The sequence below is a fragment of the Crocosphaera sp. Alani8 genome, from assembly GCF_038442745.1.
GTDB lineage: Bacteria > Cyanobacteriota > Cyanobacteriia > Cyanobacteriales > Microcystaceae > Crocosphaera.
This window is the reverse complement of the sequence record NZ_JARVCN010000361.1, coordinates 1-25,877: the sequence shown is the minus strand read 5'-3', so window position 1 is coordinate 25,877 and position 25,877 is coordinate 1. Positions and strand designations below refer to the sequence as shown.

At 40.0% G+C, this 25,877-nt stretch carries 20 protein-coding genes and 1 pseudogene; 20 read left to right on the top strand and 1 reads right to left on the bottom strand.

The window, feature by feature from the left end; genetic code table 11:
• From P9B04_RS18500 to xseB, 4 genes and pseudogenes are all read left to right on the top strand, one after another.
• Nucleotides 1–206 (top strand): annotated as a pseudogene (locus P9B04_RS18500) (tyrosine-type recombinase/integrase); the annotation flags it as partial.
• A gap of 50 nt (nucleotides 207–256) precedes the next feature.
• Nucleotides 257–1,003, top strand: coding sequence for a dienelactone hydrolase family protein (locus tag P9B04_RS18495; RefSeq protein WP_342056451.1), 747 nt, complete (start codon nucleotides 257–259; stop codon nucleotides 1,001–1,003).
• On the top strand, nucleotides 996–2,147 hold the full coding sequence (xseA, locus tag P9B04_RS18490; RefSeq protein ID WP_342056450.1) for an exodeoxyribonuclease VII large subunit: 1,152 nt from the start codon (nucleotides 996–998) through the stop codon (nucleotides 2,145–2,147). Before P9B04_RS18495 ends, xseA begins: the two co-directional genes overlap by 8 nt.
• 2 nt (nucleotides 2,148–2,149) lie before the next feature.
• A complete protein-coding gene (gene xseB, locus P9B04_RS18485; RefSeq protein WP_342056449.1) occupies nucleotides 2,150–2,377 on the top strand; it encodes an exodeoxyribonuclease VII small subunit in 228 nt (75 codons plus the stop codon).
• 14 nt (nucleotides 2,378–2,391) lie between these two features.
• Here xseB and P9B04_RS18480 read toward each other — a convergent pair whose 3' ends face one another.
• Nucleotides 2,392–2,760, bottom strand: a complete 369-nt coding sequence (locus P9B04_RS18480) for a hypothetical protein (protein ID WP_342056448.1) — start codon at nucleotides 2,758–2,760, stop codon at nucleotides 2,392–2,394.
• Nucleotides 2,761–3,272: 512 nt separating this feature from the next.
• Between P9B04_RS18480 and P9B04_RS18475 the strand changes: the two genes are divergently transcribed.
• From P9B04_RS18475 to P9B04_RS18400, 16 genes are all read left to right on the top strand, one after another.
• Nucleotides 3,273–3,797: a hypothetical protein gene (locus tag P9B04_RS18475; RefSeq protein WP_342056447.1), complete on the top strand. Its 525-nt coding sequence runs from the start codon at nucleotides 3,273–3,275 to the stop codon at nucleotides 3,795–3,797.
• Nucleotides 3,798–3,879: 82 nt separating this feature from the next.
• Nucleotides 3,880–4,182, top strand: coding sequence for a hypothetical protein (locus tag P9B04_RS18470; RefSeq protein ID WP_342056446.1), 303 nt, complete (start codon nucleotides 3,880–3,882; stop codon nucleotides 4,180–4,182).
• A 20-nt stretch (nucleotides 4,183–4,202) separates the two neighbouring features.
• Nucleotides 4,203–7,025, top strand: coding sequence for a hypothetical protein (locus tag P9B04_RS18465; RefSeq protein WP_342056445.1), 2,823 nt, complete (start codon nucleotides 4,203–4,205; stop codon nucleotides 7,023–7,025).
• A gap of 47 nt (nucleotides 7,026–7,072) precedes the next feature.
• Nucleotides 7,073–8,257, top strand: coding sequence for a hypothetical protein (locus P9B04_RS18460; protein ID WP_342056444.1), 1,185 nt, complete (start codon nucleotides 7,073–7,075; stop codon nucleotides 8,255–8,257).
• 35 nt (nucleotides 8,258–8,292) lie between these two features.
• Entirely contained in the window at nucleotides 8,293–9,387 is a 1,095-nt protein-coding gene (locus P9B04_RS18455) for a hypothetical protein (protein WP_342056443.1), read from the top strand.
• Between the two features lie 12 nt (nucleotides 9,388–9,399).
• On the top strand, nucleotides 9,400–10,209 hold the full coding sequence (locus tag P9B04_RS18450) for a hypothetical protein (protein WP_342056442.1): 810 nt from the start codon (nucleotides 9,400–9,402) through the stop codon (nucleotides 10,207–10,209).
• Between the two features lie 3 nt (nucleotides 10,210–10,212).
• Nucleotides 10,213–11,877 (top strand): hypothetical protein, encoded by a 1,665-nt coding sequence (locus P9B04_RS18445; protein ID WP_342056441.1) that lies wholly within the window; start codon nucleotides 10,213–10,215, stop codon nucleotides 11,875–11,877.
• A gap of 2 nt (nucleotides 11,878–11,879) precedes the next feature.
• Complete coding sequence (locus P9B04_RS18440; protein WP_342056440.1) at nucleotides 11,880–12,677, top strand: hypothetical protein; 798 nt, start codon at nucleotides 11,880–11,882, stop codon at nucleotides 12,675–12,677.
• Nucleotides 12,678–12,998: 321 nt separating this feature from the next.
• Nucleotides 12,999–15,284, top strand: coding sequence for a M23 family metallopeptidase (locus P9B04_RS18435; protein WP_342056439.1), 2,286 nt, complete (start codon nucleotides 12,999–13,001; stop codon nucleotides 15,282–15,284).
• Nucleotides 15,285–15,293: 9 nt separating this feature from the next.
• Nucleotides 15,294–15,893: a hypothetical protein gene (locus P9B04_RS18430; RefSeq protein WP_342056438.1), complete on the top strand. Its 600-nt coding sequence runs from the start codon at nucleotides 15,294–15,296 to the stop codon at nucleotides 15,891–15,893.
• Between the two features lie 11 nt (nucleotides 15,894–15,904).
• Nucleotides 15,905–16,537, top strand: coding sequence for a hypothetical protein (locus P9B04_RS18425; RefSeq protein WP_342056437.1), 633 nt, complete (start codon nucleotides 15,905–15,907; stop codon nucleotides 16,535–16,537).
• A 78-nt stretch (nucleotides 16,538–16,615) separates the two neighbouring features.
• Nucleotides 16,616–17,104, top strand: coding sequence for a transposase (locus P9B04_RS18420; protein ID WP_342056436.1), 489 nt, complete (start codon nucleotides 16,616–16,618; stop codon nucleotides 17,102–17,104).
• Between the two features lie 215 nt (nucleotides 17,105–17,319).
• Complete coding sequence (locus P9B04_RS18415) at nucleotides 17,320–17,724, top strand: hypothetical protein (protein ID WP_342056435.1); 405 nt, start codon at nucleotides 17,320–17,322, stop codon at nucleotides 17,722–17,724.
• Between the two features lie 215 nt (nucleotides 17,725–17,939).
• On the top strand, nucleotides 17,940–22,742 hold the full coding sequence (locus P9B04_RS18410; protein ID WP_342056434.1) for a DNA polymerase: 4,803 nt from the start codon (nucleotides 17,940–17,942) through the stop codon (nucleotides 22,740–22,742).
• Nucleotides 22,743–22,786: 44 nt separating this feature from the next.
• Nucleotides 22,787–24,562, top strand: a complete 1,776-nt coding sequence (locus P9B04_RS18405) for a type IV secretory system conjugative DNA transfer family protein (protein ID WP_342056433.1) — start codon at nucleotides 22,787–22,789, stop codon at nucleotides 24,560–24,562.
• A gap of 34 nt (nucleotides 24,563–24,596) precedes the next feature.
• A complete protein-coding gene (locus tag P9B04_RS18400) occupies nucleotides 24,597–25,844 on the top strand; it encodes a DEAD/DEAH box helicase (protein ID WP_342056432.1) in 1,248 nt (415 codons plus the stop codon).
• Nucleotides 25,845–25,877 lie beyond the last annotated feature (33 nt).

Genomic DNA, 25,877 nt, shown 5'->3' with positions numbered 1-25,877 from the left:
CCAAGACCACCATGATTTACTCCCATATCGGCGATCGCTGGAGTCATAATCCGGCCCTGTTGTTGTTGGCGAATAAGCCGAAATTGGAGGAAAATATAATGAGAAGAATTAAGCAACTACGAGAATCGTTGACAAGAATAGATCCGCTTCGTCTAACTCTTCATGAAGAAGAGACACTAAGGATTTTCGACAAAATGTGTGCTTAAGTTAGCAGATTAGCTAAGATAATAGCGACAAAACCGAACTATGTTTCACTATGCAAGTCAAACGACAAAACATTAATCTCCTCGTAGATGATAATGCGATGAGAATTTACCTCGTTAGTCCCGACAAAGTTGGAAAATATCCAGGGATTTTATTCTACAGTGATATTTATCAACTAGGTTCTCCCATAACTCGTTTAGCGGATCATTTAGCCGGATACGGTTTTGTGGTGGCGGCCCCAGAAATCTACCACCGTCAGTTACCCATAGGGACAGTGATTGAACCTACGGAGATAGGAAAGATTCAAGGGAACGAAGCCGCTAGAAAAACCTCGACATCAGAGTTTGACACCGATGCTAATGCTGTAATTGAGTTTTTGAGTCAATATGATGAGGTGACTTCTCAAAAAATAGGTGCAATGGGGTTTTGTATTGGAGGACATTTGGCGTGTAGGGCTGCATTGAATCCCCTAGTTAAAGCTTCAGTGTGTGTTTATCCTACAGGAATTCATAGTGGTAAATTGGGAAGAGAAAAAGCCGATACCTTAACAAGATTTTCTGAAATTAAAGGAGATTTATTATTAATTTTTGGGAGTTTAGACCCCCATGTTCCAGAGGAAGGGAGAAATACAATTAAGCAAGCCTTAGAAAAAGGGAAAGTCAAACATACAATTAGAGAATACGTTGCTAATCATACGTTTATGCGAGATGATGGCTATCGATTCGATCCCGTCTCCAGTGATCAAGCAAGCCAAGAAATAATTTCTTTTTTGCAATCAATCTTGAGTGATAATGATTGAAAAGATAGAAACAGCCTTATCAGTAAGAGGATTAACAGAATATATAAAGTTACTACTAGAAGAAGATCCCCAATTAATTCAAGTGTGGGTCACAGGGGAAGTATCGAGTCTCCATGTTCACCGAGTGGGAATTTTTTTTACCCTAACTGATAATCAAGGTCAAGCAACAATAAAATGTGTGGTTTGGAACGGGCAAAAAGAGCGATTACTTGAATTACCCAAGTTGGGGACAGAGATTTTAGTTAAAGGAAATGTGCGCCTTTATGGGAAAAAAGGAGAATATCAATTAACGGTATTCCAAGTGTTGGCGACAGGGGAAGGACTACAGGCACTACGGTATCAACAACTAAAAAGCCGACTTGCAAGTGAAGGATTATTTGATAAGCATCTCAAGCGAACGCTCCCCTCATTTCCTCAAGTAATCGCAGTAGTGAGCGCAGCAACCGCAGCAGCGTGGGGAGATATCCAAAAAACATTAAGCCAAAGAAATCCAGGAATAAAAGTATTATTTTCCCCTGCAACAGTTCAAGGTTTTGAAGCTGCATCATCTATCGTCAAGGCCATCGAACGAGTGAATAATGATAGACGAGCAGAAGTAATTATCTTAGCCAGGGGAGGGGGAGCCGTCGAAGATTTGTTCTGTTTTAATGACGAAAGGGTTGTCAGAGCGATCGCAGAATCCTCTATTCCAATCATTACGGGGATTGGCCACCAACGAGACGAAACTTTAGCTGATTTAGTGGCCGATGTTAACGCTCATACCCCAACCGCAGCAGCAGAAATGGCCGTCCCCTCTTATGAAGTGCTGCGAATAGAACATCAACAGCGTAAAGAGCGCTTAGTTGCTAGTCTCAAGCAAAGGCTTAGAAAAGAATCAGATCAATTAGCCTCATTGAAAAACCGTCTGAAAAATCTTCCGGTTAATGCCACTTCACTCAGAGAAGCGAAGATGAAAACTGTTATGTTAAAGCAAAAATTGGAAGCTTTAGATCCTCATGGGGTTTTAGAACGAGGATTTTCATTAGTCCAACAAACTGATGGAGAGATTATCCGAGAAAGTGAACAATTAATAGAAGGACAAGAATTAACGATACAATTACCCCAAGGAACCATTAAAGTAAAAGTCACCGAAATTTTGTCGTAGTTATGCCCTCCACTACCCCACAAAACGATTGGAATTACGAAACAGCAATTTCCTCTGTAGAAGAAATGATCCAGAAAATAGAATCAGGGGATTTACCACTAGAAACAGTATTTTCTCAGTTTGAACTAGCAGTAGAAGAAATTAATCAATGTGAGCAGTTTCTTAATCAAGGAATGGAAAAAATGGAGTTACTGATAGAAACTTTGGAAGATTGCGAAGAAGAATTTTAATTTAGTTGTGTGGATTATTGAACAATTTTCAACTGAGATTTTTGTTTTTTACTGGATTGAGATTGGACATCAAGAACTTCACATAAATAATCGAGTTTTTGCTCAAGAGACTCTAATTTCGTTTCTAGTCTCTGGTTCTGCTCTTTGACCTGTAAAGAAAGAAAATCCATTTCAGTACGGATATTTCGGATAAGGGTTGAATTAAGAGTGGCTTGAGAATAGCTTTGAGGCTCATTCATCGCAAGAGTAGGAGAAGTAACAAAATCTTCAATCAATTTAGAAAGTAAACTATTTTTAGTCCATCCTCCTGCTTCTAATTTTCTCTCAAATTCTCTTTTTAACTCAGGAGTTAGACGAATATTCACTTGAGGTTTTTCGTTCATATTTCTTTTTCAAAAAGCTTTTAAAAGTTGTCGTAATTCTAACAAAACAGTTATCTATTGTCTAGTTTTTTCTGGCAAATATAGCACCTTGTGTCAACGGATTGCAGATTGCAATCTATATTTTCCAATCTTTCTGTCAAGAGACTTATCAAAAAAATGCTATCAAATGATAGCAAATGATAGCAAATGCTATCATTTGATAAAAAAAATATAAAGAGTAGAAAAAAGGGTTGTCAAAAGAAAATCAAATGTGTAATAGTTCCAATAGTTAACTTAGAGGATTGACAGTCTTTTCTAAATAGAGACTGGAAAAAAAGCCAGCCAAAGAGAGAACAAAAACTAGAAGAAAATCAATGCTCGCCAATCGTTGATGTTTCTACTCACGAGAAAGTCTTGGTAACTCAGACTATCAAGAGATTAATCAAAACTGAAAGGAAAAAAGCTACCAGTTCGCCACGGGTAGCCCACTGAAATTAATTTTTATTACCCTTTAATTGTAGAGGAAAAAGACAATGTTAAGCAATGTAAAAGAGCCAAAAGTCATAGCAGCGCAACGAAAAAAAGAACAGTTGTTAGTAGCAACATTGATAGTTCTATATGTGTTGCAACTGGTATGCACAGCCCCTTATTTATGGACATTTGTAGGATTAGGGAGTGCTTATTGTTTATGGCAGCAAAACCCCAAGTTAAAGAAATATAGAAAGTTCGTGATTTGGGGCTTAGGAATTATTTCTTTACCCATTCTGCTGAGTTTGTGGGCTGAACCGTCTCATGCAGTTTTGTTGACGAGAGTACAAGCTTTTTTGACTAGCTCGTTCGCAACAGGAACGGATGCTAATTATGCCAATGTGGTCAATATGATTGTCAACACAATGCGAGGAATCTATATTCTATTTCTCGTAATTGCAGGTTGGGGTGCATTTCAAGATGTACAACAAGGACAAGAAATGTCAGGAATGGCCAGAACCATGATCGTATCCTTGCTAGGAGTCTTTGCCATTGATGTGATGAGCGTGGTTATTGTCCCTGGAGCATAAATAACTTACCCGTATCTTGTTATCACGTGAGGATGGTCTGATCTTATCCCAGACCAGACCTCTTTTCTCCCAAATAAGAAAAATGGCTACGGAATTTAGACAAGTTAACCGAGCGTTATCGTTGCAGCCCAAAGCAGGGCCATTTGATTTATATCAAGTCTTAGTATTTGTGGGATTTGGCCTACCAGGTTACTATCTCAAAGAATTAATCGGAATTTCCTGGTTAATAACAGGGATATTAGTGACAACTGCCACAGGGATCTTTTTAGTGTTATTGGGGAAAAAACCGTGGTTATTCTTCAGTCGCATTAATAAAATTCCCAATAGTTATCGGGGTGGGGTGTTTTATGAGTCTCTCATTGAGCAAGAAATTTCTACTCATTAATAATGTAAAAAAGTTGAACAATGAAAGCAAGGAAAGAGATCGCAGCCAAACCAAAGAAAAAAAGACAGACAATAACCCTAGATCCGTGGGAAGATTCAGTACATTATCAAACAATGGTATCGTTTCGCTATCGGGGGATGAACGTCGGAGCGTATTTACTGAAGAAAAACCCAAAGTCGCCATTTAGTTTGGTGTTTGGTTTTTCGACACCAGGAATACATAGTTTTCTGAGTGATGGAAAACTAGAGAAAACGTTTGATTCTTTAGAAGTAGGGTTGAAAGATTTACCTCAAGGAGAAAGAATTACCTTTCACTTAGGGGCGTATCAATCGGATGCTAATCGTCAAGCACATTTAGAAAAATTGCTCGAATCAGCCCCCTCAGATGAACTAAAATTTTTACTGGCAGGGGAAAGGGGAAGAATTAGGCAATTAGCCCGTGAAGGATTAAGAGAGCCAAAATCTCTGAATATCTTTTGCACCTATCAAACTCGTAAGGGGGAAAAGCATCAAGATTGGTTAGATATTGCTTTGCAGAAACTAAACGAGAACTGGCAAAAATTCCAGAATAAATCAAAGCGAGTGCAAACCAATCAGATTAAACGCATCCTTAAACGGGCATGGGGGGACGGTTTTATCCATTGGAAGCAAATTCTAGAAAATAAATTAGGACTCAGAGTAACACCGATGAGTCCGCAAAAGTTGTGGGAGTATTTATGGGGCCGAATCAATGAAACGAAATGTCCCATTGGAGTGCCTCAGCAATTAATTGTCTCCCCCGACCAACCCTTGGTAGAAGAAATCAATTCCCAGATGCACGCAACCACCCTATTACTAGAAACAGAACCGAAGTATGCAAGAGAATATGTGAAGTTGGGGGAAAAATACTTAGGCATACTAACATTTTGGGAAAAACCAGGAGGATGGTCCAACAAACGCTCGCAATTGCATTATCTGTGGGATATTGTCGCAAAAGACTTGGTAACAGATACAGAGATTATTACCCAAATCGAGCCGGGGAATAGTAAACGGGTGGCTTGGAAAATGTCTCAAGTTACCAAGCAGTCGATGTCGAAAGCGAGATATTTAGCCGAGCGGAATGAAGCCGATGTTGCATCGAAGCTCAGTGCCTCATCAGGAGAACAAGCACAAGAGAAAATCTTGATGGGAGAAACAGCTTATTATGTGGCCACGACAATTCTGGTGAAACGCAGAAATCTAGAAGACTTAGAGGAAGCGTGTCGTTACATAGAAAATTGTTTCCATCGACCAGCGTTGGTTCTAAGAGAGAGACATATCACGTGGGATATGTGGCGACAAACCTTACCCATAGTGGACGAAAAGCTATTAGGGGGGTTACTGACAGGAAGACGCATGATGTACCTCAGTGGAGAAGTGCCAGGATTTCTGCCAGTGATCACCACCCATAGTAAAGATACCGAAGGACTAGAACTGATAGGGGAAGATGGAGGAACCCCGTTATATATTGACCTATTTAACACAGGAAACGATAAACATCGGCATTTAGGGGTGTTTGGCACAACTCGTTCCGGGAAAAGTGTTTTAGTAGGGGGAATATTAACCCAAGCCTTACCGAGAAATATTCCTGTGGTGGCCATTGACTATCCTAAACCGGATGGTTCCTCAACGTATACAACATATACCGAATTTATGGGAGAGAGGGGAGCGTATTTTAACGTTGGAGAGCAATCAGTTAACTTATTTGACCGCCCTAACTTAAAACGATTAAGTGTCAAAAAACAAGAGGAAAGGTTTGAAGATTATAAAGATTTTCTTGTTTCTTGCCTGCAGGTGATGGTAGTTGGAGAAAGTAGAGACATATTACTGAACCAAACCGTAAAAACCCTGCTTTATCAAACAATGAACCGTTTTTTTAGAGATGCAACCATAAAAGAACGGTACGAGTTAGCAGAATCAGCAGGACTAGGGTCATCTGAATGGGAGGATATGCCCACCTTATGTGACTTTTTGCTTTATTTTCGCAACTTAGTAGAAGGTGGAGATTTTGACCAGCTAAGACGAAAAAAAACCGTGGCCATTGGGACAGCCAATTCCCTGTTAGATAGGGCGTTAGAGCAAATCAGCTTAAGGCTTCAATACTGGACAGAAAGTCGAGTCGGAGGGGCAATTTCTAAACCATCCTCTGTTCCCACCAATGCGTCTTTGATGGTGTTAGCACTGCGACAAGTATCGGACAACGAAGATGCAGCGATTCTGTCTTTGGTGGCCTATGCGGCTGCGCTACGGAGGGCAATGGAATTTCCCTTAAGTATCTTTTTCATTGATGAGAGTCCGATTTTATTCAAATTTCCTTCCATTGTGGATTTAGTCGCCAGTATTATTTCTAATGGTTCTAAATCAGGAGTTAGAGTTGTGCTTTCGGCACAAGATCCCAATACAATTTTTAATTCAGCATCAGGACAACAAATTTTCCAGAATCTGAATACTCGAATTATCGGCAGAATTCAACCCTCAGCCATAAAGAGTTTCATAGAAATTCTAGGGTATCCCGAAGAGTTAATCGCCCTTTGTGCCAATTTTTACCCTAAAGCTTATGGAATGTACACCAACTGGTTAGTTGATGATAGCGGAACAAAAAGCGTATGTCGTTATTATCCGGCTCCGGTTCAATTGGCTTTGGTAGCAAATAACCCGGATGAACAACTGGTGCGACAAAAATTTTTGGACGCTTATCCAGATAAATTTGAAGCGATTTCGTTATTTTCTAATGCCTTAGTCGAATCAATCCAGTCAAGTAAAAAATTGGATATTGTAGCGACCAAGTATTTACCAACAGCCTTTGAGCAAGAATTAGCAGCTTAAATCAGTCACCTCCTTATCAGTGAATTATTGGAAATCTAAGAAAAATCATGAAAAAAATCGGTTTAACCACAACAATTCTCGTTATTAGTCTGTCATCTCCTGTTTTAGCAGCAACGAATAACAACCCAGAACAGTATCTCAATGATACCTATAACCCACCCACATCTACTAACCCAGAATCATCTCAAACAATCACCTTTGAAGATATTACATCGGGGATTAACGATATTACATCCGGAATTAATGGGGAACTAGATGGGATTAATAATACATTAGGGGGGATAGTTGGCACGATTGATGGAGGATTTAACCAACTACTAGGAATTTATCAAGATTTAACCAGTCCATTGTCGAATTTGTTTAATAATGCCACAGAAATGGCGAATCTGGTTCATCGGCTGATTGGGTTTCCTTCTCAAATTGGTGGTTGGTGGAACGTAATGTTAGGGACAGTAACAGGAAATATAGATCCCTGTTTTAACCCCCCATCCACTGGTCAGACAGCACCATTTGTCTATGAACCCGGTTGGTGCATGGGAGGGGGAACTGTAGGAAGAAGACAAGGCTCTGGGAGTAGCAATAGCAACAGGAGCGAAGATATTATAATCGGGGATGGTTCAGGAGATACCGTTCACCCCATTGAGACTAATATACCCCAAAATCCGGATTTACCCCCTGCACCCCCTATAGGCAGAAAACCCACTAATACTGGAGACATCATCAAAGACTCAACTGGAGAAGCCGGCATACCAGATCCAGCCGAACTGCGGTGGCGAATGCGAGCAGCCATTGATGATGGTGGTGTGGTTGATTTATTTGAAGCCAACTCGTCTATTGTCAAACATTATTACGGAAACATGGGTGAAAGGGCTGCTACTTTCATGAATTCTTTGGGAGTTTTGGGGAACGTCGGACAAGCCAAGATGAAACAAGAACAGCAAGATATCCAAACCACGGTAGCCTCTACTTTGGCCACAGCTAATGTAGCCCGAACCCATAACGTAACCCAAGACGTGATGAAAGACATGGTAGGGATGCAAGCGTCTCAAACAATGCTGCTTGGTTCGTTGGTTTCAGCCAATCAGCAAATGCGCCAAGATAACGCCTGGTCTAATCTCAATCTTCGTAACATTTCTCGTTCTTTAGACCAGGCTAACCGAGATCGTCGCCTCGACACCAGTAGTGATGCCTATCAAGTCATTCAAAGAACGGCACAAATGCGACTGTTTTAAATAAGTTATTAGTTATTAGTGGATTATCGAAAATCATGTTAGAAATATTTGAACAGGCAGTAGAAACTAACAAAAATATCAAACAAGAATGGTTAGATATTTGGGATCAAGTTCTGATTGGTTCTGGGGCAGTAACCGGTCAATATCTATTTGCTATTTTGTGTTATGTGGGATTAATTGCTGCTTCAGGAACTTTAATTATTTTGGCTTTTCATTATCAGAAAATGCTTTTAGAAAAAAACTATCAAGAGTATTTTCTGAACTTGATAATTCCTTTAATTCTAGTAATTTTACTATCAAATAATGGCAAAATCTTGGCGCATTTTTGTTTAGATTGTCGAAATTTAATTAATAATATCAATCAACAAGTATTAGATTTTGCTGTAGTAGGAGCCAGTTTAGAGGAACAATTTGCTGAATTACAAGAAATTAGTGGAATGCGAATGTTAGTTTCTGAAAGGTTAAAGCATTGCGAGTATATGATGGGGCAAGAGCAACTCGAATGTTTACAAGTAGAACTGGCTACTGTCAAACAAGAAATTCAAAACTTAGGGGGAGCGAACGTAACTTGGCGAGAAAGATTACTAAATTATATTACTTACACAGAACAAGAACTGGATCGTGTCTATTCTGAAGCAGGGGTAACTTCAGAAAACAATATTGTAGACCCCACTTATAGTTTATCATCAGGAATTAATGAAGCGATTAAACTGTTACTTCGAGGAAAAGAAGGGGCGACTTATGCTTCAATGGCAGCCTGGATGCAAGGATATCAACACTTTTTAGAAGCTTCTTTATTGATAACAACCATAGCTGCGCCTTTGGCAGTGGGGGGTTCTTTGTTACCCAAAGGAGAGAGGGTTGCCATTGCTTGGGCAATTGGTTTTTTCTCCATTGGTTTTGCCAAATTGAGTTTCAACATGATGGCCGGTTTAACCGCAGCAGCGACGGTTAATAATATTACCTTCACTGAGGATAATGTGCCTTTATATATGGTGTTTGGCTTTTATGCGCCGGTGTTCAGTTCAGCGTTAAGTGCAGGAGGCGGCATGGCCGTTTGGACAGGAATGGCTAATGCTCTCAAATCTACGGTTAGCACTGGTCTTAATGTAGCAGGTCGTTTCATTTAGTAGAGAGGGAATATGTTTAAATTAACAACTTCACCCAACCAGAAAAAAACGAATGATTCTACTCTTTCAAAAGAACAAGAGCCTGAGCAAAAACCAGGAAAAGAACAGTATTCGAGACTAATTCCTAAAGAGAACAAATTACTATCAAAATTTGTTCTAAGTTCTCTGATTATTCACTTAGTCACTGTTACCATTTTAGGATTTTTTGCCATTGTTTTATATCGCTTAGCAGTGCGTCCTGCTCCGACTTTAGTTCAATTAGAAGGGGGACAAGCCATCAGTGTTACAGCAGGGGTTTCTACTTATCGCGAGCCTGAATTGATTAAAAAGTTTGTCGGACAAACTGCAACCAGTCTTTACAATTGGTCAGGAAAAATTAAGGGAGAAAAAGATTCAGGAATTGTAGTCAATCCTGAAGAGGAACTGATAGTAACAACTCCAGTATGGTCCGCTAGTTTTAGTTTATCGGAAAAAGATAATTATCGGGTTTCTTTTCTAGAAAATTTAGCGGTTTTTACTAATAAATTACCGATAAATATTTGGGGATATGGCAATAGTTTCCTAAAGATAAGTCATATTCGTGACCCCATCGAATTAAAGCCGGGTCACTGGCAAGTGGATATGATTGCCTATTTACTGTTATTTGACAGAGGCAAGTTAGTGGGTCAAGGTATTCCTTTTAACAAAACCTTTTACGTAAAAGCCATTGAGCAACCACCCTTATTACTTGATGAACAAGCGACGGCCATTCAAAAAGCGATTTGGAATAGTCGTTCGGCACAACTCGAAATAGAAAATATTACGGATTTACAAGAGGAATAAGCCATGTCAGAAAACATGAATACTCAAGGAAATGTCCCTGAGAGTATAGAACGCTTAAATGCTTTAGCTGGTTTCAATCAAGACGAACCAGCGGAAAATACATTAACCATTAATTTTGAGGATGGAGAAGATGAGGACTTTCTCGTTCCTGCTGAAGAACTTGATACAGATGCTCCTGTTTCAAGAATGTCTTTTATGCCTCAATCTCTTAATAAAGTAGGTATTGGGGTTGCTGTTTTACTCATCATTGGAGGGGTTGGGTGGCACACTCTGAGTAACTCACAAGAAAATGAAGAAAAAACGGGAAATGAAAGTGAACAAATAGAAGAAGAAAATAACTTATTTCCAGAAAGTAACAGTGATATCTTATCTTCAGATGGGGAAGAACTAGGTAAGCTTAAAGCTGAACTAGCAATGAAAGAACAAGAAAAAGAACTTGAGAAAATCAACCAGCAAGCTCAATCTAGTTCACAAAAGCAGAAAACTTCACCACCAGAAGTCCAACCACCAACTCGTAAAACAACTACCACAAGCAATCGGGTTTCTTCTTCACCACCGCCCCCACCACCCCGTCGGGTACAGACACCACCACCCCCACCCCGTCAGGTAACGGTGCAAAGAGTTACCCCTCCGACTCCCAAACCAACACCACCACCAGTTCCCACTCCTACTCCTGTCAGTGCTGATACCTCTGGCCAACCCAAGGTTGACCCTGAAACCGCTTGGTTAACGGCTTCTCAAGTAGGTAGTTTTGGTGGCAATGCTAAACAGAATCAGAATTATACTGCTACCCCCCCCATTCTCTCCGGACCCTACGACCCTATTTATTCAGGAACCGATGACCCTATGGTGATGGCTTTGGCTCCTCAACAATCTTATCAGCAACCTTATCAGCAACCTTATCAGCAACCTTATCAACAATCTTATAGAGAACCTGATCCCCAACCTTATCAGCAAGTCAGTTATCAAGACCGACAACAGCAACTTAACCCCCATAGAACACAACAAACCAGACAAGTTCCTAGGGTTGACCCATCTCTTGAGGCTCCGGTCTTAAATGGCGTGAAACGAGATGTAGCGGTTATCCCTCCCAACACTCGTATTCAAGGGGTTTTACGAGAGGCGATCGCATGGGATGATCCGAGTTTAGTTCAATTCGAGCCTGTGCTAATTCAATTGAGTCAAGGGATTACGGATGACCAGGGAAAGCAAATCATCCCACCAGGAGCAGAAGTAACAGCAATGGTGCAACAAGCTAGACCATCAGGTTTAGTTCTACTTACTGTCACCAGTATTGATTTCCCTACAGCAGTTGGCTACCGATCTATCCCTATTCCCCCAGGAGCGATGGCCATTAAACAAGTTTCGGGAATGCCTTTGATGGCTCAAAAGATAGAACAACCAGGACAACAACCAGGAGTCGATAGAGGAGGATTAGTTCTTGATGTTCTGGGTGCGACTTTACCCATTCTCAGTGGTGGGTCTTCTGGGAACCCTTACCAAGATATGTACCGAATTAATCAAATTCAACAACTCTATGGCAAATATCGACAACAAAAACCCCAATATTTTTCTCCCACTGCTAGGGCTACTATTTGGCATCTACAACAAGAGACCGAAATTGAGCTTATTGTTCGTCAACCGATTCGCATTTTTGAGGAGAACTAATCATGCTTAAACCAACTTTTTCTTCCCTGATTATTGTTCTTGCCGTCTTGGTGATGACTCCTGCTTACTCTCAAGACATCCGTACTATTGCTCCTGGGATCGCATCAGGAGAAAGTGGTTCTCTGCCAAGACTACAAGTTTGGCCAGGTTCAGGGTTAAATATCAGTTTTTCAAAAACAGGAGAGTATATCCAAAAAGTCTGGTTAGATGACCCATCTAGAATAACGACGGATTTCGATGCCCCTATCAGTAGTGGCAATGCCCAATCAATCCATTTAAAACGCATTAACACTCTTAAGTTTGAGAACTTACCCACATCCCCCTCAACCTTACTGACGGTCATAACAAATAAGAATCGTTACCAGTTTGTATTAACCTATGGCAAAGGCAACCCCCAATATTACGGTGTGACCGTTGCTCAACCGAAACCTAGTCCAACGACTCGGAACATTCCAGGAAGGTTAGGGGGTGCAGACACTATAACAAGTTTGAGAATGGGAATGCTTAAAGCCCTCAATGAAGGGTTAATTTCCCCAAATCAAGGAAATATGGTTCTCGTAACAAGAGTTAATAATGTCTTGAGATTAGTATCTACGGGAAGAACACTCGATGAAGCTGCGGGACTCTCAGGGGTGTCCCCTCAGTTTCTCGCTCGTCTCTCTTCGATGGGACAAACCGAGCGGTTTAGACAGCAATTAGAAAGCAATTACTCAACTTCTGAACCGCTTAATAATTCCATTCTCGAACTATTTTATCCTAAGCAAAGAGAATTGTTGTTTGAAGATAAATTAAATCAATAATTAAGCCAAAAATGAATCAAAAAAACCAATATTTTTTAAAAAAATTTAGAAAAAAGTGAGGAGTTAAATCATTTTATTATCCCGTCATAAAATTCAAGATATTATCGAAATAAAAGCCGAAAATTCTCCGTTAATCAAAGAAGCTAGTTTAAAAGTTTTAGATGTAGCAACTGTGTTCCAAATTGCTTTACTAGGAATAGTTTTTCTTGAGTTTGTGAATAGATGTTGTCGAAAATGTAAAAACAGATTTAAAGTCAAAATAAATTAAGTTTTACGAGTTTTTCAAATAGTTATTAATTTGCACCATAACTGATTAGTGTGATGCTTAGAAGAATCTTTGTCTTTTTTTTACTAATAATAATCGCCTTAGTCTGGTTAACTGGGATACAACCCCATCAAGTTGCAGCCCAAGAAGATGTCTTTTATACTGTTGAGCAAAGTTCGACGATTCCCACCATGACGTATGAAGGTGTGACCTACCCAGATTGGGAAAATTTAAGTTTTTCGTCTATTCCCCCTTCAATGGGTGCTGGTCATTTTAATCTATCGGAAATGGCTGGGCAATTGGGGTTAGAACCCAACGATTTAATTCGTCAGTTTGGATATGATCCCTCTCGTTCTTGGGATGTAGGAACCCCTATTGAAAATATTTTAAAGTTAGGCGATTTACGGACGAATTCTAACTTAGAAAACTGGACGATTAATAACATCGCTAGTTATACGGGGATGGACTCATCGCTTCTGCGATTGGCTGACTTTGGCCTTCTTGGTAGGGAAAGTATCGAGGATTTGGTTGATGCTGTTCCGTTGTTGGGATCTTACCGTTTAAGGGATGTTATACCCTTATTTGATTTAGTTAAAACTCGTGTCACCCCTGAAAAAGCAGTTAGGTTAGGGAGGCGAAGTTTAGCTTCATTAAGTGACAGGTTAAATATTGGAACCATAAAACTTGAAGAATTAGATTTAACTCAATATGATTTAACTTCGATTCCCAATTTAGAAAATGCTAAGTTTGGCAGTTTTATCAACTGGGAAGATTCTTTTTTAAGTGAAATTCCAGGGTTAGCCAATGTTCCTATTGCTAGCTTTATTTTAGATTTAGCTCAAGGAGGGTTTTTAGCGAAACTAGATATCGTTTTCGGGGAAAAAGAAGCGAATCGAACTAATACTATTTCAGGGAGTTATCAAGAAGGGTTTAAAGTTCCTTGTGAACAAGAAAATTGCGCCCATATTGAGTTAACTGATGCTATCCCTTCCCCGACTCGTCCTCTACATGGGAAACAGTGGATTTCGGGTAAGTCTCAACGAGTTAAAGGGGGTTCAGGACTTCTGGGTTCCATGTTCGGAGGTTCAGAACCCACAGGAAGACACCCGTTTGGGGAGATGTTCAAAGTCGTTCTTACTGATACCAACGAGTCAACCGGAACTGCTAGTTTTAGTATCTATTTTCGTATTTGTGGCCAGATTTTTTGGTCAGGTAAAACTTGTACTCCTTATATAATTGGACCCTTCCCTTGGTTCTCCCACAAAGAAAAAGACTTTGTTTTCGTGGGGGTAGATGGTGTTGATGCTGAGGTTCCTGATTATCTACCACCTGTTCCCTCTGTTGGGTCTATCCCTCCTGAAATTGCTGATAATTTGCCTCCTGGTTTTCAAGGAGAGGGTTATTCTCCCGATGTCAGCGAGCTAAACTTTGGCTCAACCGACGATTGTGAAACTTACAAGGGTGTTCACATGGGGGCTTTGAAAGAGGCGATCGCTAAAATAGAAAGTGAAGGAAGTGGAGGCTACTATGCTGTTGGGGACTGGGCTTCGTGTGGGATAAATTGCACGATTCCTGGGGGTCATGGGCTTGGTAAATACCAATTTATGACTTATAGAGAGGAGGTAGTTGCTCTTTATGGAAGTGAGGGACGCTCGGTTCTAGACCGAAGTTATGCTCAAAATATTTCTAAAGCAGAGTTGCGAGAATCGATAAAAAAATACTTTCCTCCAGAAGCGCAAGATAAGTTATTTTTTGAAGACTTTAAAAAAATGATGGCTAAAGCTTTTGATCAAGGACATCGAGGAAAAGACATTGTATATATGCTCGGAGGGTGGCATTATGCAGGTAGAGGTAGTTTTAACCAAGGTTATGCTGTTCGAGCTAGAAAATTATATCAGCAGTTTTTAAAGGAATCTAAGAAAAAGTGTTCTCGAAAAGGAAAATGTACAGGTAAATTTATTCATCCCTCTCCAGGATACATACGAACAAGTAGATTCGGAGAATGTCGACCATTAGGATCTTGTAGTCGAAGTCACGCAGGGACAGATGTTGGAACCCCTATTGGCACTAAGATAAGAGCGTCTGATGGAGGTACAGTTACTTACACCAGTACCTATAGGGGTTATGGCATAACAGTCGATATAAAACATTGTGAGTATACAACTCGGTATGCTCACTTGAGTAAACCCCTGGTTAAAAATGGTCAGAAAGTTAATCAAGGGGATGTTATAGCTTTAAGTGGACAAACAGGCATTGGTAGTGGTCCTCATTTACACTTTGAGATTAGATTAGGAGGACCTTGGGGTAAAGCTTTAGATCCAGAAAAATTCATTAATTTTTAGGAACAACTTATGAAGTATAAAAACTTGGGAAAATATGTACTGTTAGCTTGCTTAGTTAGTATTTCGTGTATTTTTATCAGTACAAAAACACAGCTTAAAGCGCAGACGATAGTGTTAGAAAAAACTATACCAAAAGAAATTTTACCTTGTTTGCCTATGGATAGAAAAGAACCTGATCGTGAGCCAATAATTGAAGGGGCAATTAGATATCAAGGAAATGATTATTATGTGATTCGTATGTTATATGAAACAAATTCGCCTTTTGAAAATGATCCCGAACCTTATTATAGGGGAGGACGTTTTGCTGTTACGGTAGATGAAATTGGTTGCCTAAACCTAAATACTATTGATCAATCAACCGAGTTAATTTTCTCCTCTTTGTTGAACGTACTTCCCAAAGTTGTGGCACAACAAATGGCACTTGAAAAATGGCAATCTGAATTAGAAAGATTAGGGGGTAAAGAACAGTTAAAAGCCTATATTTTAGAAGGAATCCAACCAGGTCCTTGGCAAACGTACTTGTTTCAAGAAGACTTATATGCCTTACGACGGTTAGGACTTGATTTGCCTGATTCTGTATTAACTGAAAAACCTGAGTTAGCTTTCTAAAATGTAAGAAAATGTGTAAACAACTGCTTTTAAAAATTGCTGTAGCATCAACAATCTTAGGCTTACAATCCTGCCAAACCATTGATGCCGTGATTGCTCAAGGGTCGGGAGAGCTAACTTTTAAAACCGAGAATCAATGGGAATATGCAGGCGAAGTCGCTCCTATTGAATTAAGTCAGCAAGTTAAAGAAGAAAACATTAATGATTCTTGGCTCGGAGACCCCCGTCGATTTTCGATGATAAAAGTTCAATATATGGGACAGAAATATCCTTTGTATTTAGTGGAGCCTGGGATACGATGTGAGCGTGATCGCTGTCCTAGAGAAATACATCGACCCTTATGTGGAGTGGCGGCAAGATGTTCCTATTTCGTCTATATCGAAAAAGACGGTGAATATCGAAAAGTTTGGGGCAAGCTTTTTCAACGACAAGGGGATACTCCACTCTTCAAAGTTTCTCGTCAAATGAAAGACGGAGTCCCAGCTTGTCTGGAGATGGGAGGGATTGACGCTGAAACTTGGTTAAACGATCGCCCCCAAAAAGGTGAGGACGAAATTTTTAGGAGTCGCTATTGTTTCAACGGTAAAGAGTACGTTTTGACGCAATTAGATCGAATCCCTGAAAATTCTGTGAAAACCCCTTGAACAAGAAAGCGATCGCTTGACAAACGTTTAGTGAAGGTCTAATATTGAGCTTAGATAACCTTCATCAACCTGTTTTTCATGCCACCAGAACTCGCCATCAAAGCCAAGATCGCACAAATAAAAGCCTCTGGTAGAGTAGCCGAAGCCAACACCTGGATCGGCTATTCCACTATCACGAAAAACGGTAAAAAGTACACCTATTACCGTCTGATGAAAGCTGTGCCGAAACCTGGGGATAGCGACCCCGACAATCCCCAGAAAAGCAAGGTCAAGGGGAAGATGGCTCAGTATTTGGGGTCTGAAACTAGCAAAGCTTATAAGGAGATGAGAGAAGCGATCGCAAGACGTAATGAGATTCAGCGATTGGAAAGGAAGTTGCACAGCCTAGAAAAAGGAGTTTGTGAAGGTCAGGGGAAACCTAGAAAGCAAAGGAATACTAAACCTTCACTAACCGCTCTGGTGAAAGAATTGATTGCCCAAGTGGAAACCTTACAAACTGAATTTGAAGCTAAAATAGAGTCCTTAGAACGGGAATTTAAGCAACGATTATCGATGGTTAATTTGTGAAGCTATGAATAAAAGAATCGGTAACCAAGAACTAACTAATTGTGGGATATTGGTTAGAAAACTAAAATAATTAAGAAAATATAAAACCTCGATAAAAATTGTCTTTTTTCTAATAACTGTGTTAGGATATAACCACTAACTTTCTTTTCACTTAAAGTTGGTATTGAGACAAGTTCTTTTTTTAATCTTTTAGACAATTTAATAGAAATTGAAACATGGAAACTGTAATAGATAGGAACAATTTGCCTCCCGATATTGATGAAAGTCAAGTATTTACAGCCGAAGAATTTTCTAGACTTCAAAAAGACATAAATCTGGCAGAAGAAATAGAAAAATTCAAGGATTACCCAGACTTTCCCAGTGAAATAGATGTCAACATCTTCGAGATTTATGTGAACGAAAAATACTCCCTTCGTTGGATAGATGGGGTGATAGATTTTCAGATTTATTTGCCGACGGATTTGATACCTGAAAGTTCGACAATGTATATCAACGAAGAGTTAGCTTATATCTTCTTAAATGAAAAAGGAGAAGCTCTTTTCAGTCGGATTAACAACTCAGATTACCATAGTTCGATGGAACGAAAAAACGAAATACTCAGATCTTGCACCAAGCTTTAAAAGTACACAAAACCCGATTTTTAAGGGCTGAAACCCTATTGAATTCGTTGCCATTTAGGTCAAAATCGGGTTTTCAATATCAGGTGCAAGATCTGAGAAATAGCTAGAAGACGGCTGGCGCAAGAACTTTAAGCTATTTCTAATCCTTCAAAATCAAAAATAAACCTCGAAAAAATCTCTTTGGCTGGCATAGAACCTAACAATTGGTTAAGACTATGCCACCGACAAAAACGGCTCACCAACTTACTAAATCAAATCAAGAAAAATTAAAATCCGCCAAAGTCATAGCAGTGAGTTGGTTGAACGACGCACGTGCTGAAGTTGCCATAGACTCTGGGGAAAAATTTGTTGCCCGAATCGCTGATTTAAAAGCAGTTGAAAATGACAAAGACAAGATATTTGTCTTCCACGATGCAGTGGAAGGATTGGCTAAATTACAGCAGAGAAACTGCTCACCCATTGGAGTAATTTTTGATGTCAAACTATCAGATTCATTATTAACAGCAGGGTTAAAATTATCCGATAGTTATACAGGGATTACCGAACGGTATTTAGGGGAAGCAAAAAGAAAAGTAGACCCCGTAGATTTACTTCGTTTAAGAGAAACTTTAAGGCAACAATTAAAGCAAGAAAACCTCGTAAAAGTAGCTCAAATTGAATTTGAGGCGACAAAGGCAACAGCTTCGATGCAGAATAATGGGCTGCGTTTAGATACTGACTTGCTTAGACAAAAGCAACAAGCCTTAGAAGAAGTAAAAACAAGTACCGCATCGGAAATCCAAGCTTGGTTATCTCAACAGTTGCCAGAGGAAACCGGAGCAATTGCCTCTGTAGATTGGGCATCAAATGGGGCTAAGCACAAAAAGGAAATACTGAGGTTACTCAAAAAAGCCGGAGTTCCCCTGGAGAATAGTCTCTCGAAAGATGTCCTTAAGGGATTAAGTAAAGAACACCCAATTTTAGAGAAACTAATAGAACATCGCTCAGCCCATCATCGTATGGGGAAAGGGGGTATTGGGGGGCTACTAGAGAAAGCCGATAGTCAAGGGAAGGTGTATCCGACTTGGAACCAGAACGTAGCAGCTACGGGGAGGATGAGTGCGACGAACCCAGCAGCGCAAAATATTCCCCATGATTTAGCAGAAGGGGTGATCCCCTCAAAAGAGGGCTGTGTGTTTGTCAAGGCCGATTATTCCCAGATAGAACTGAGAGTATTAGCAGAAATAGCAGGAGACACAAAACTCATCTTTGCCTTTAAGGAAGGGAAAGATCCTCACCGTTTAACAGCTTCATTGATGACAGGGAAGCCAGAAGGAGAGATTAGTGATGCAGAACGTAAAGCGGCCAAACCCGTCAATTTTGGGAGAGTGTATGGTCAAACAGCACAAGGATTGGTGCAATACGCCAAATCGTCTTATGGGGTAACATTCACCTTAGACGAAGCCAAAAAATATCAGCAAGCCATAACCCAAGGATATCCCCAAATAGGTGAAAGAGAGAGGCGCGTCAAAGCAGAATTTACTCAGCAATGGGAACAAAGTCTCAAAAGGGACTCCGAGCAACCGTTATGGCAAGGCAAAGATAGTCCCCAGACGAAAACGTTAGCCGGAAGAAGAAGACTGTGGCAAGCAGTGCAAGGGAAAGAGCCTCCAGTGACAGAAGCGTTAAACGCGGCTATTCAAGGAACCAGTGCCGATATAACTAAAGTAGCCTTGGCTAGTTTGCCAGAAGTGTTGCAAGGGACAAAAGCCTCATTAGTCGCAGCGAGACACGATGAGATCGTCCTTGAGGTTCCCTTAGAAGAAGCCCAGAAAGTGGGAGAAATACTGAACCAAACCATGGTATTTGCAGGAGAGAGATTCCTGAAAGAAGTGCCAGTGGTTTGTGATGTAGAAATCTGTCAAAACATGGCAGGACTTGAGTTAACCCCAGAACAACAGCAAATTGCTTCAGGGGAGAACCGAGAAAAAGAAAACAAGACAGCCATAACAATCGATAGCAAAGTTAAACCGCGAAAAAGGGATAAGGATTTCGATATTAGGGCTTATGTCGAAATACTCTCAAGTAATGATACTCATGACCGCGCCGCTTGTCCTTGCTGTATCTCTGAAGGCAAAGAACCAGATAACACAAACCTTTCTATTGATAAAGATACAGGTTATTTCAAGTGTTGGCGAGATGAGAAAAACCATAATTACGGCAGTATCCGTGAAGCCTTGGGTTTACCTCGTAGTGGCCCGATACCAGGGCATTTAAAAAAGACTGCTCCCCAAGTAGAAGTTAAATCAAAACCGTCTACGCCAGTAATCAAAACCGTATCTGTTCGCCAGGTAGAACAATCGCAGCAAAGGCTACATTCGCATCCAACGGCACTGGCGTATCTGGAGTCACGAGGAATTACCCCCGAAATGGCTAAACGATACAACTTAGGATTAGATTCGGCGTACAAGGGAAAAAATGGCATGGAAAGACCCGAAGCCATTACCATTTTTTACCAAGATGCTACAGATCCCCAAACTCACTATCGGAAGAAAAGGTATGCTCCGTGGTTCGCTCAAGAGAACCTGCCCAAAGGAACGCCCAAATGGGGTCAATATGGTGTACCTGCTTCTGTATGGGTGACACATAATCCCCCAGGTGCAGAGCAAACTTATCTTACAGAAGGGGCTTGGGATGCCATTCGACTGAGTGAAGAACTGAGGAAATCGGGAGAGAAGATTGCCGTTGCCTGTTGTACCACCGGTGCCACAGGAGTTCCGCCATCTGAACAATTAGCTGCTATCCCGACGGAGAAGGTAACAGTTTTCTATGACCTAGATCAAGCAGGAAGGGACGGTGCAGCCAAGATGGTCAATGCTTTATCGGAGGTGGGGAAAAAATCGGTGCGCGCAACGGTTCCTTATGAGGGACAAGTCAAGGAAGGCTACGACCTTAGTGATGCAATGGATGCAGGTTATAGCTTGTCAGATATCCATGAAGCAGCATCAATTGCTAGGCAACTGGGGATTGGGGATCAAGTCAAATTAGTGGACATTCCAGGTAGTATTAAGAACCTAGAAACGGGAATGGAAGCAACAGTAAAAGGGAACCCTTACCTAAGAGGAAATCAAGAAGTAGTTGCCATTGAAACCAGGGATGGTGAGGCTTTTCTTTTACCGAGTGAGAACCTAGAAAAAACCAAAGATTTAGAGACACAAAAGTGGGTCGAATGGGATGAATTGATTAACAAAATAAATGTTGAGATGGAGCGCATCGGTTGGTCATCTGAGCAAGGGAGAGACTATTTACAGCAAAACTATGGTGTGAAATCCCGTCAGCAATTAACAGATGAGCAATTGTTTGCATTCCTAGAACATATAGAATCGCAACCAACCGAAGTCGTTGGCAAACCTTGGCCAACGACAACAGAATTACATACAAACAATCAACAACAAACGACATCAACTATGATTTCATCCGAGCAAGTTCACGAAACTAAAAAAGGAGCCGAAGAATTACAAGCTGTTCCTCATGAAATAGCTGTAGAAGGGTCTAAAATTCTCAAAAAGATATTAGATAGACTCAAAAAGAGTCAGAAAAATAAAGAGAATAAAGGAAACCTTAACATTGATTTAGATTCAGGAAAATCTCCTGTAGAAGTGCAAATTAATTTAGATAAAGAACAGGTCTTTAAAGGGGAGCCTACTAATAAGAATTTAGATAAATTGAAAGGAGTATCCCAAAAAGATTTAAGTTATTTAAGTAAAGCATTAGATTTAGAAGTTGGGAAAGCTCCAGAAGGATTTAATCGTAACTTAACGATTAAGTTTAATGAGCAAGAAGTGTTTAAATTAAAAGATGGAGTGGTGAAAGTGAATGAATTATCACAAGAGAAACAACAATCTCAATTCTTAAATAAAACTCAAGTTAAAGTTCAAGAGAAACCTAAAAATCAAGCAATAAGCAGTCAAGAAAACTCTTCAGTTGTTAGTTTAAACAAACAAACTGATATCCCTATCCAGTTGAAAACAAAGGAGAGTGAACTAGAAAAAGAATTTGCTTCTCTAGAAGTGGAAGAAGAATTAAAGTCTCTAAAAGAAAAAATGAATTCTCAACAGTCATCAAGTAATCAAGCAAAAAAACAAGGAAAAGTCCCGATTTCTATTCCGATAGAACTAGAAGAAGAAACTTCACCTCAAACAGAAATAGAATCAGAAAAAGAATCAAAACCTACCGTGGAAAATAAGGAGAAAAAACAAAGTCCTGTATCGATTCCCATAGAAATAGAATCAGAAACTTCTGAGACTGAACAAAACTCTGAACAAACTCAAGAGAATAATACTACCTCTAATCAGAGTGTAGATACAGATAACTCTTTAGAAAAATCTTTGAGTCAATTAGGGATAGATCCCAAGACGCTTTCTCAAGTTATAGAGCAAGTGAAAGCAGCCGAAAATAAGTCATCGCCTGTGATAGTAGTGATAAATAATCAATCTCCACAAACAAAAGAAAAAGCTACTAATATTTTAGATCCCTTAAAAAAAGTTCCTAATTTATTTGAGAAGACTAAACAAGGTTTGAACAAGTCTTTGAGTAATATTTCTCAATCAATAAAGCAAAATTTAGCAAAATTAAAACAACAGGGAAAAGAGACAATTAAGAATAATAAACAAAGATTGAAAAGTATTGTCCGGGACCCAAAACAAAAACGGGAAGTACAAAGTGACCTTAATAATGTTACGGCTTTGGGGGCAACTTCAAGGATTATGGCTAACTTTGGTCAAGATAACGGCCAAGGAGGTCAGGTATTTGAAGGGAATACTTTTAAGTTTGAAAAAACTAATAATGACCTCAAAATTATAGCCAAAGACCGTAGAGGTGAAATCCTAAGTTTTGAGAAAGGAAAGTTAAGTGGAGACTTAACTAAAGATGATTTAAAACAGTTAAAAACAATAGATAGAGAACTAGATAAAACAACAGCAATGATGAGGTCAAGTGAAAGGAGTAGTCCTAAAAAAGAAATGGCAATGGAGCGATAACACCTGAACGACTAACTATTAATAATTACTCAGAATTTAAAACAATGAAGAATCAACCTGTTGAACAAACAATTATTACCGAAGCAACCACAACACAACCAAGTACGGATTATACTCACCTGCTAAAAGATATGATCGTATCAACAGAAGGACTAGCAGTGGTGGGGTGTTTAGTTCTATTGGCGGTGTTAGGTGTCACAGGGAATAACGGCACAAAGGGCAAATTAGCGAAAGGGAGACTAGGAACCCGAACGGAAAAAGAAGCAGCCAAGAAAGCAGCCATCTCTCAAATTGAAGGCAAAGAACACAACGAAGTCGCGTTGTACATTGGTCGTCCAAAAACTAAGCAAGTGCTGTTTCTCCCGGATATGCAAAGAGGAACGGCGGTGATCGGGGGTCCGGGTTGTGGGAAAACAGACTCCGCTCAGTTGCCGATGATCTATTCGGCGATCGATCAAGATTTACCCTGTCTAATTTGGGACTTTAAATACCCTGCTCTGTGTAGTCGAGTGTTAGGTTATGCAGCTAAACGAGGGTACAAAGTAGAAATATTTGCCCCAGGATACCCAGAATCATCGGTGTGTAATCCCCTCGACTTTCTTAAATCAGAAGAAGATTCGTTAATGGCAAGACAGTTCGCTGAAACATTGAACCGAAATTTCAAGAAAGGAGGACAAAATAGCGAAGATCAATTCTTTGGACCAGCAGGGGATCAATTAGTAGAAGCAATCTTAATGTTAGCCAAAGGAATAAGAAATTCTCAAGGGGAATCAATGGGGGATTTAATGACTTGTCAGGCTTTATTATCCTTGCCGGATTTCACTAAAAGATTAATGTCTAATCAAGAAAAAGTAAATCCTTGGGTTTATGCTTCATTTGGACAGTTAATTTCGGTGGTTCAATCAGAAAAAACTGTGGCTTCAATTATAGCGACAGCGAACCGATTATTTACGGGGTTTATGAAAGCACAAATCCTACCAGCATTTTGTGGCAAAACGACAGTGGACTTAGAAATAACAGGGAAAAAACTCTTAGTAATCGGACTAGACAGAGAGAAAAGAGATGTATTAGCTCCTTTAGTAGCAACGATTCTTGACCTCATCGTATCTCGTAATGTGGTTTTAAATAGAGTTGACCCATTAATGTTGTTTTTAGATGAAGTTCCAACCCTTTATCTTCCCCGTTTAGTTAACTGGTTAAACGAGAATAGAGAAGATGGATTATGTACTATATTGGGATTCCAAAACATCGTTCAATTAGAAGAGATTTATGGAAAAGGATGGGCAAGAGCCATATTAGGAGCTTGTGCTACTAAGTTAATATTTAATCCTCAAGACCCGGAATCGGCTGAGTTTTTCTCTAAGTTATTTGATGATAAAGAAATTACTTACAATCAAAAATCAAGAAGTAGTGGTAAAGGAGGAGGCTCCACCAGTATTTCTGAACAGAATCAGACGAGAAAATTAATAACACCAGGCGAAATGTTAACCATGCCTAGAGGAAAGTGTATCATGATTAATCCTGGTTTTCAAAGTAAAAATGAAGCTTATATACCCATAGTAGAAAATTTAACTTTATCCTCTCAATATAAAAACCTGAAAAAAAGAACCGTTAAGCAGTGGGATAATCTCAAACCGAAGCTAGAAAAACGAAGTTCCCAAGTCCCTTTAAATCGCTCAGATTTGAAATATCGCTATGAGTTGGTCGAAAGGACTTTTCCCTCAAAGAAAACTGGAGAAGATTCTGAAAAGACTCCCTCTATTACTGATAAAAAACAAGCACACAAAGTAGGAGAAAGTTGGATAAAATCGGCGACTTAATAGGCTTAATAAATATAGAAACTAGAAAAATAAAATGATAGCAACAACCACTGAGAAAAACAGGACAAAACCCCCGATTATTCAACTGCGACCTTATCAGGCTCAGTTCATCAAAGATACTTATAGCAATATTCGGCAAGGGCATCGTCGTATCCTGGGTGTGGCCCCCACAGGCGCAGGGAAGACCATTATCTCGTCTCAGATTGTCTCTGATGCAGTGCGTCGTGGTCGTCGAGTCTTATTCGTGGTTCATCGGGATATTTTGGTGCAGCAAACCTCTGAAAAATTTGCTCTTTTTGGCTTAGAATGCGGTTTTATCAAGTCAGGATGGGCAGAAAATAAAAAGGCATTGGTGCAGATAGCATCAGTGCAAACGATGGAATCCCGTAACTGGTGGCAAGATTGGCCAGTGGAGGTGGTCATTCTAGATGAATGCCATATTACGGGATTCTCCTCTCTCATTAGACAGATGATGGTAAAAATTCACCCCCTCGCCATCTATCTGGGAATTACAGCAACTCCTTGGCGATTAAACCCAAAAGAGGACATGAATGACATTTTTTCATCCTTAGTTTGCGCTCCCATGCCCAATGATTTAATCAATCAAGGATTTCTTGTCAAACCTTCTTACTTTGGGGCTGACTTAGCTGGCGATAGCACGATTACTATTGATTCTGACGGGGATTACAATGATAAAGCTTTAGCGATCGCTTATGACCATCCTGAGATGATAGCCGAAGGGTTAAAACATTGGCAACGGTTAGCTAGGGGTCGCCGTACCATTGTTTTTGCGGTTAATGTCGCTCATTCAAAGCATATTTGTGAAGCGTTTAAGGGCGCAGGTATCCCAGCGGCTCATGTGGATGGGCGTACTCCACTGAAAAAACGACGTAAGATTTACCAGCAATTAGCGAAAGGTGAGATTCTGGTGTTGTGTTCTTGTATGGCCTTAACAGAAGGGTTTGATGTGGGTGCAGTTGAGGTGGCTGTTTTATGGCGCAAAACACTATCAAGATCCTTATATACACAAATGGTAGGTCGTGTACTGCGATTATCCCCTGAAACGGGTAAAACCGATTGTATGGTGATTGATTTAGTTGGAAATGTCGAAAAACACGGCTTCATTGAAGATATAACTGAAGATGAAATACAACTGTTTAAAGAACAAAAGAGGAAACGAACTTCACCATCCCCATCTAAAAATTGTCCCCCTGAAGAGGGAGGATGTGGGGCGATTCTCTACGGCTTTCAGATGGTGTGTCCCAGAAATGTTGAATGTTAGAAAAAAGCCTGGAAAAAATCTGTTTAAAATGAT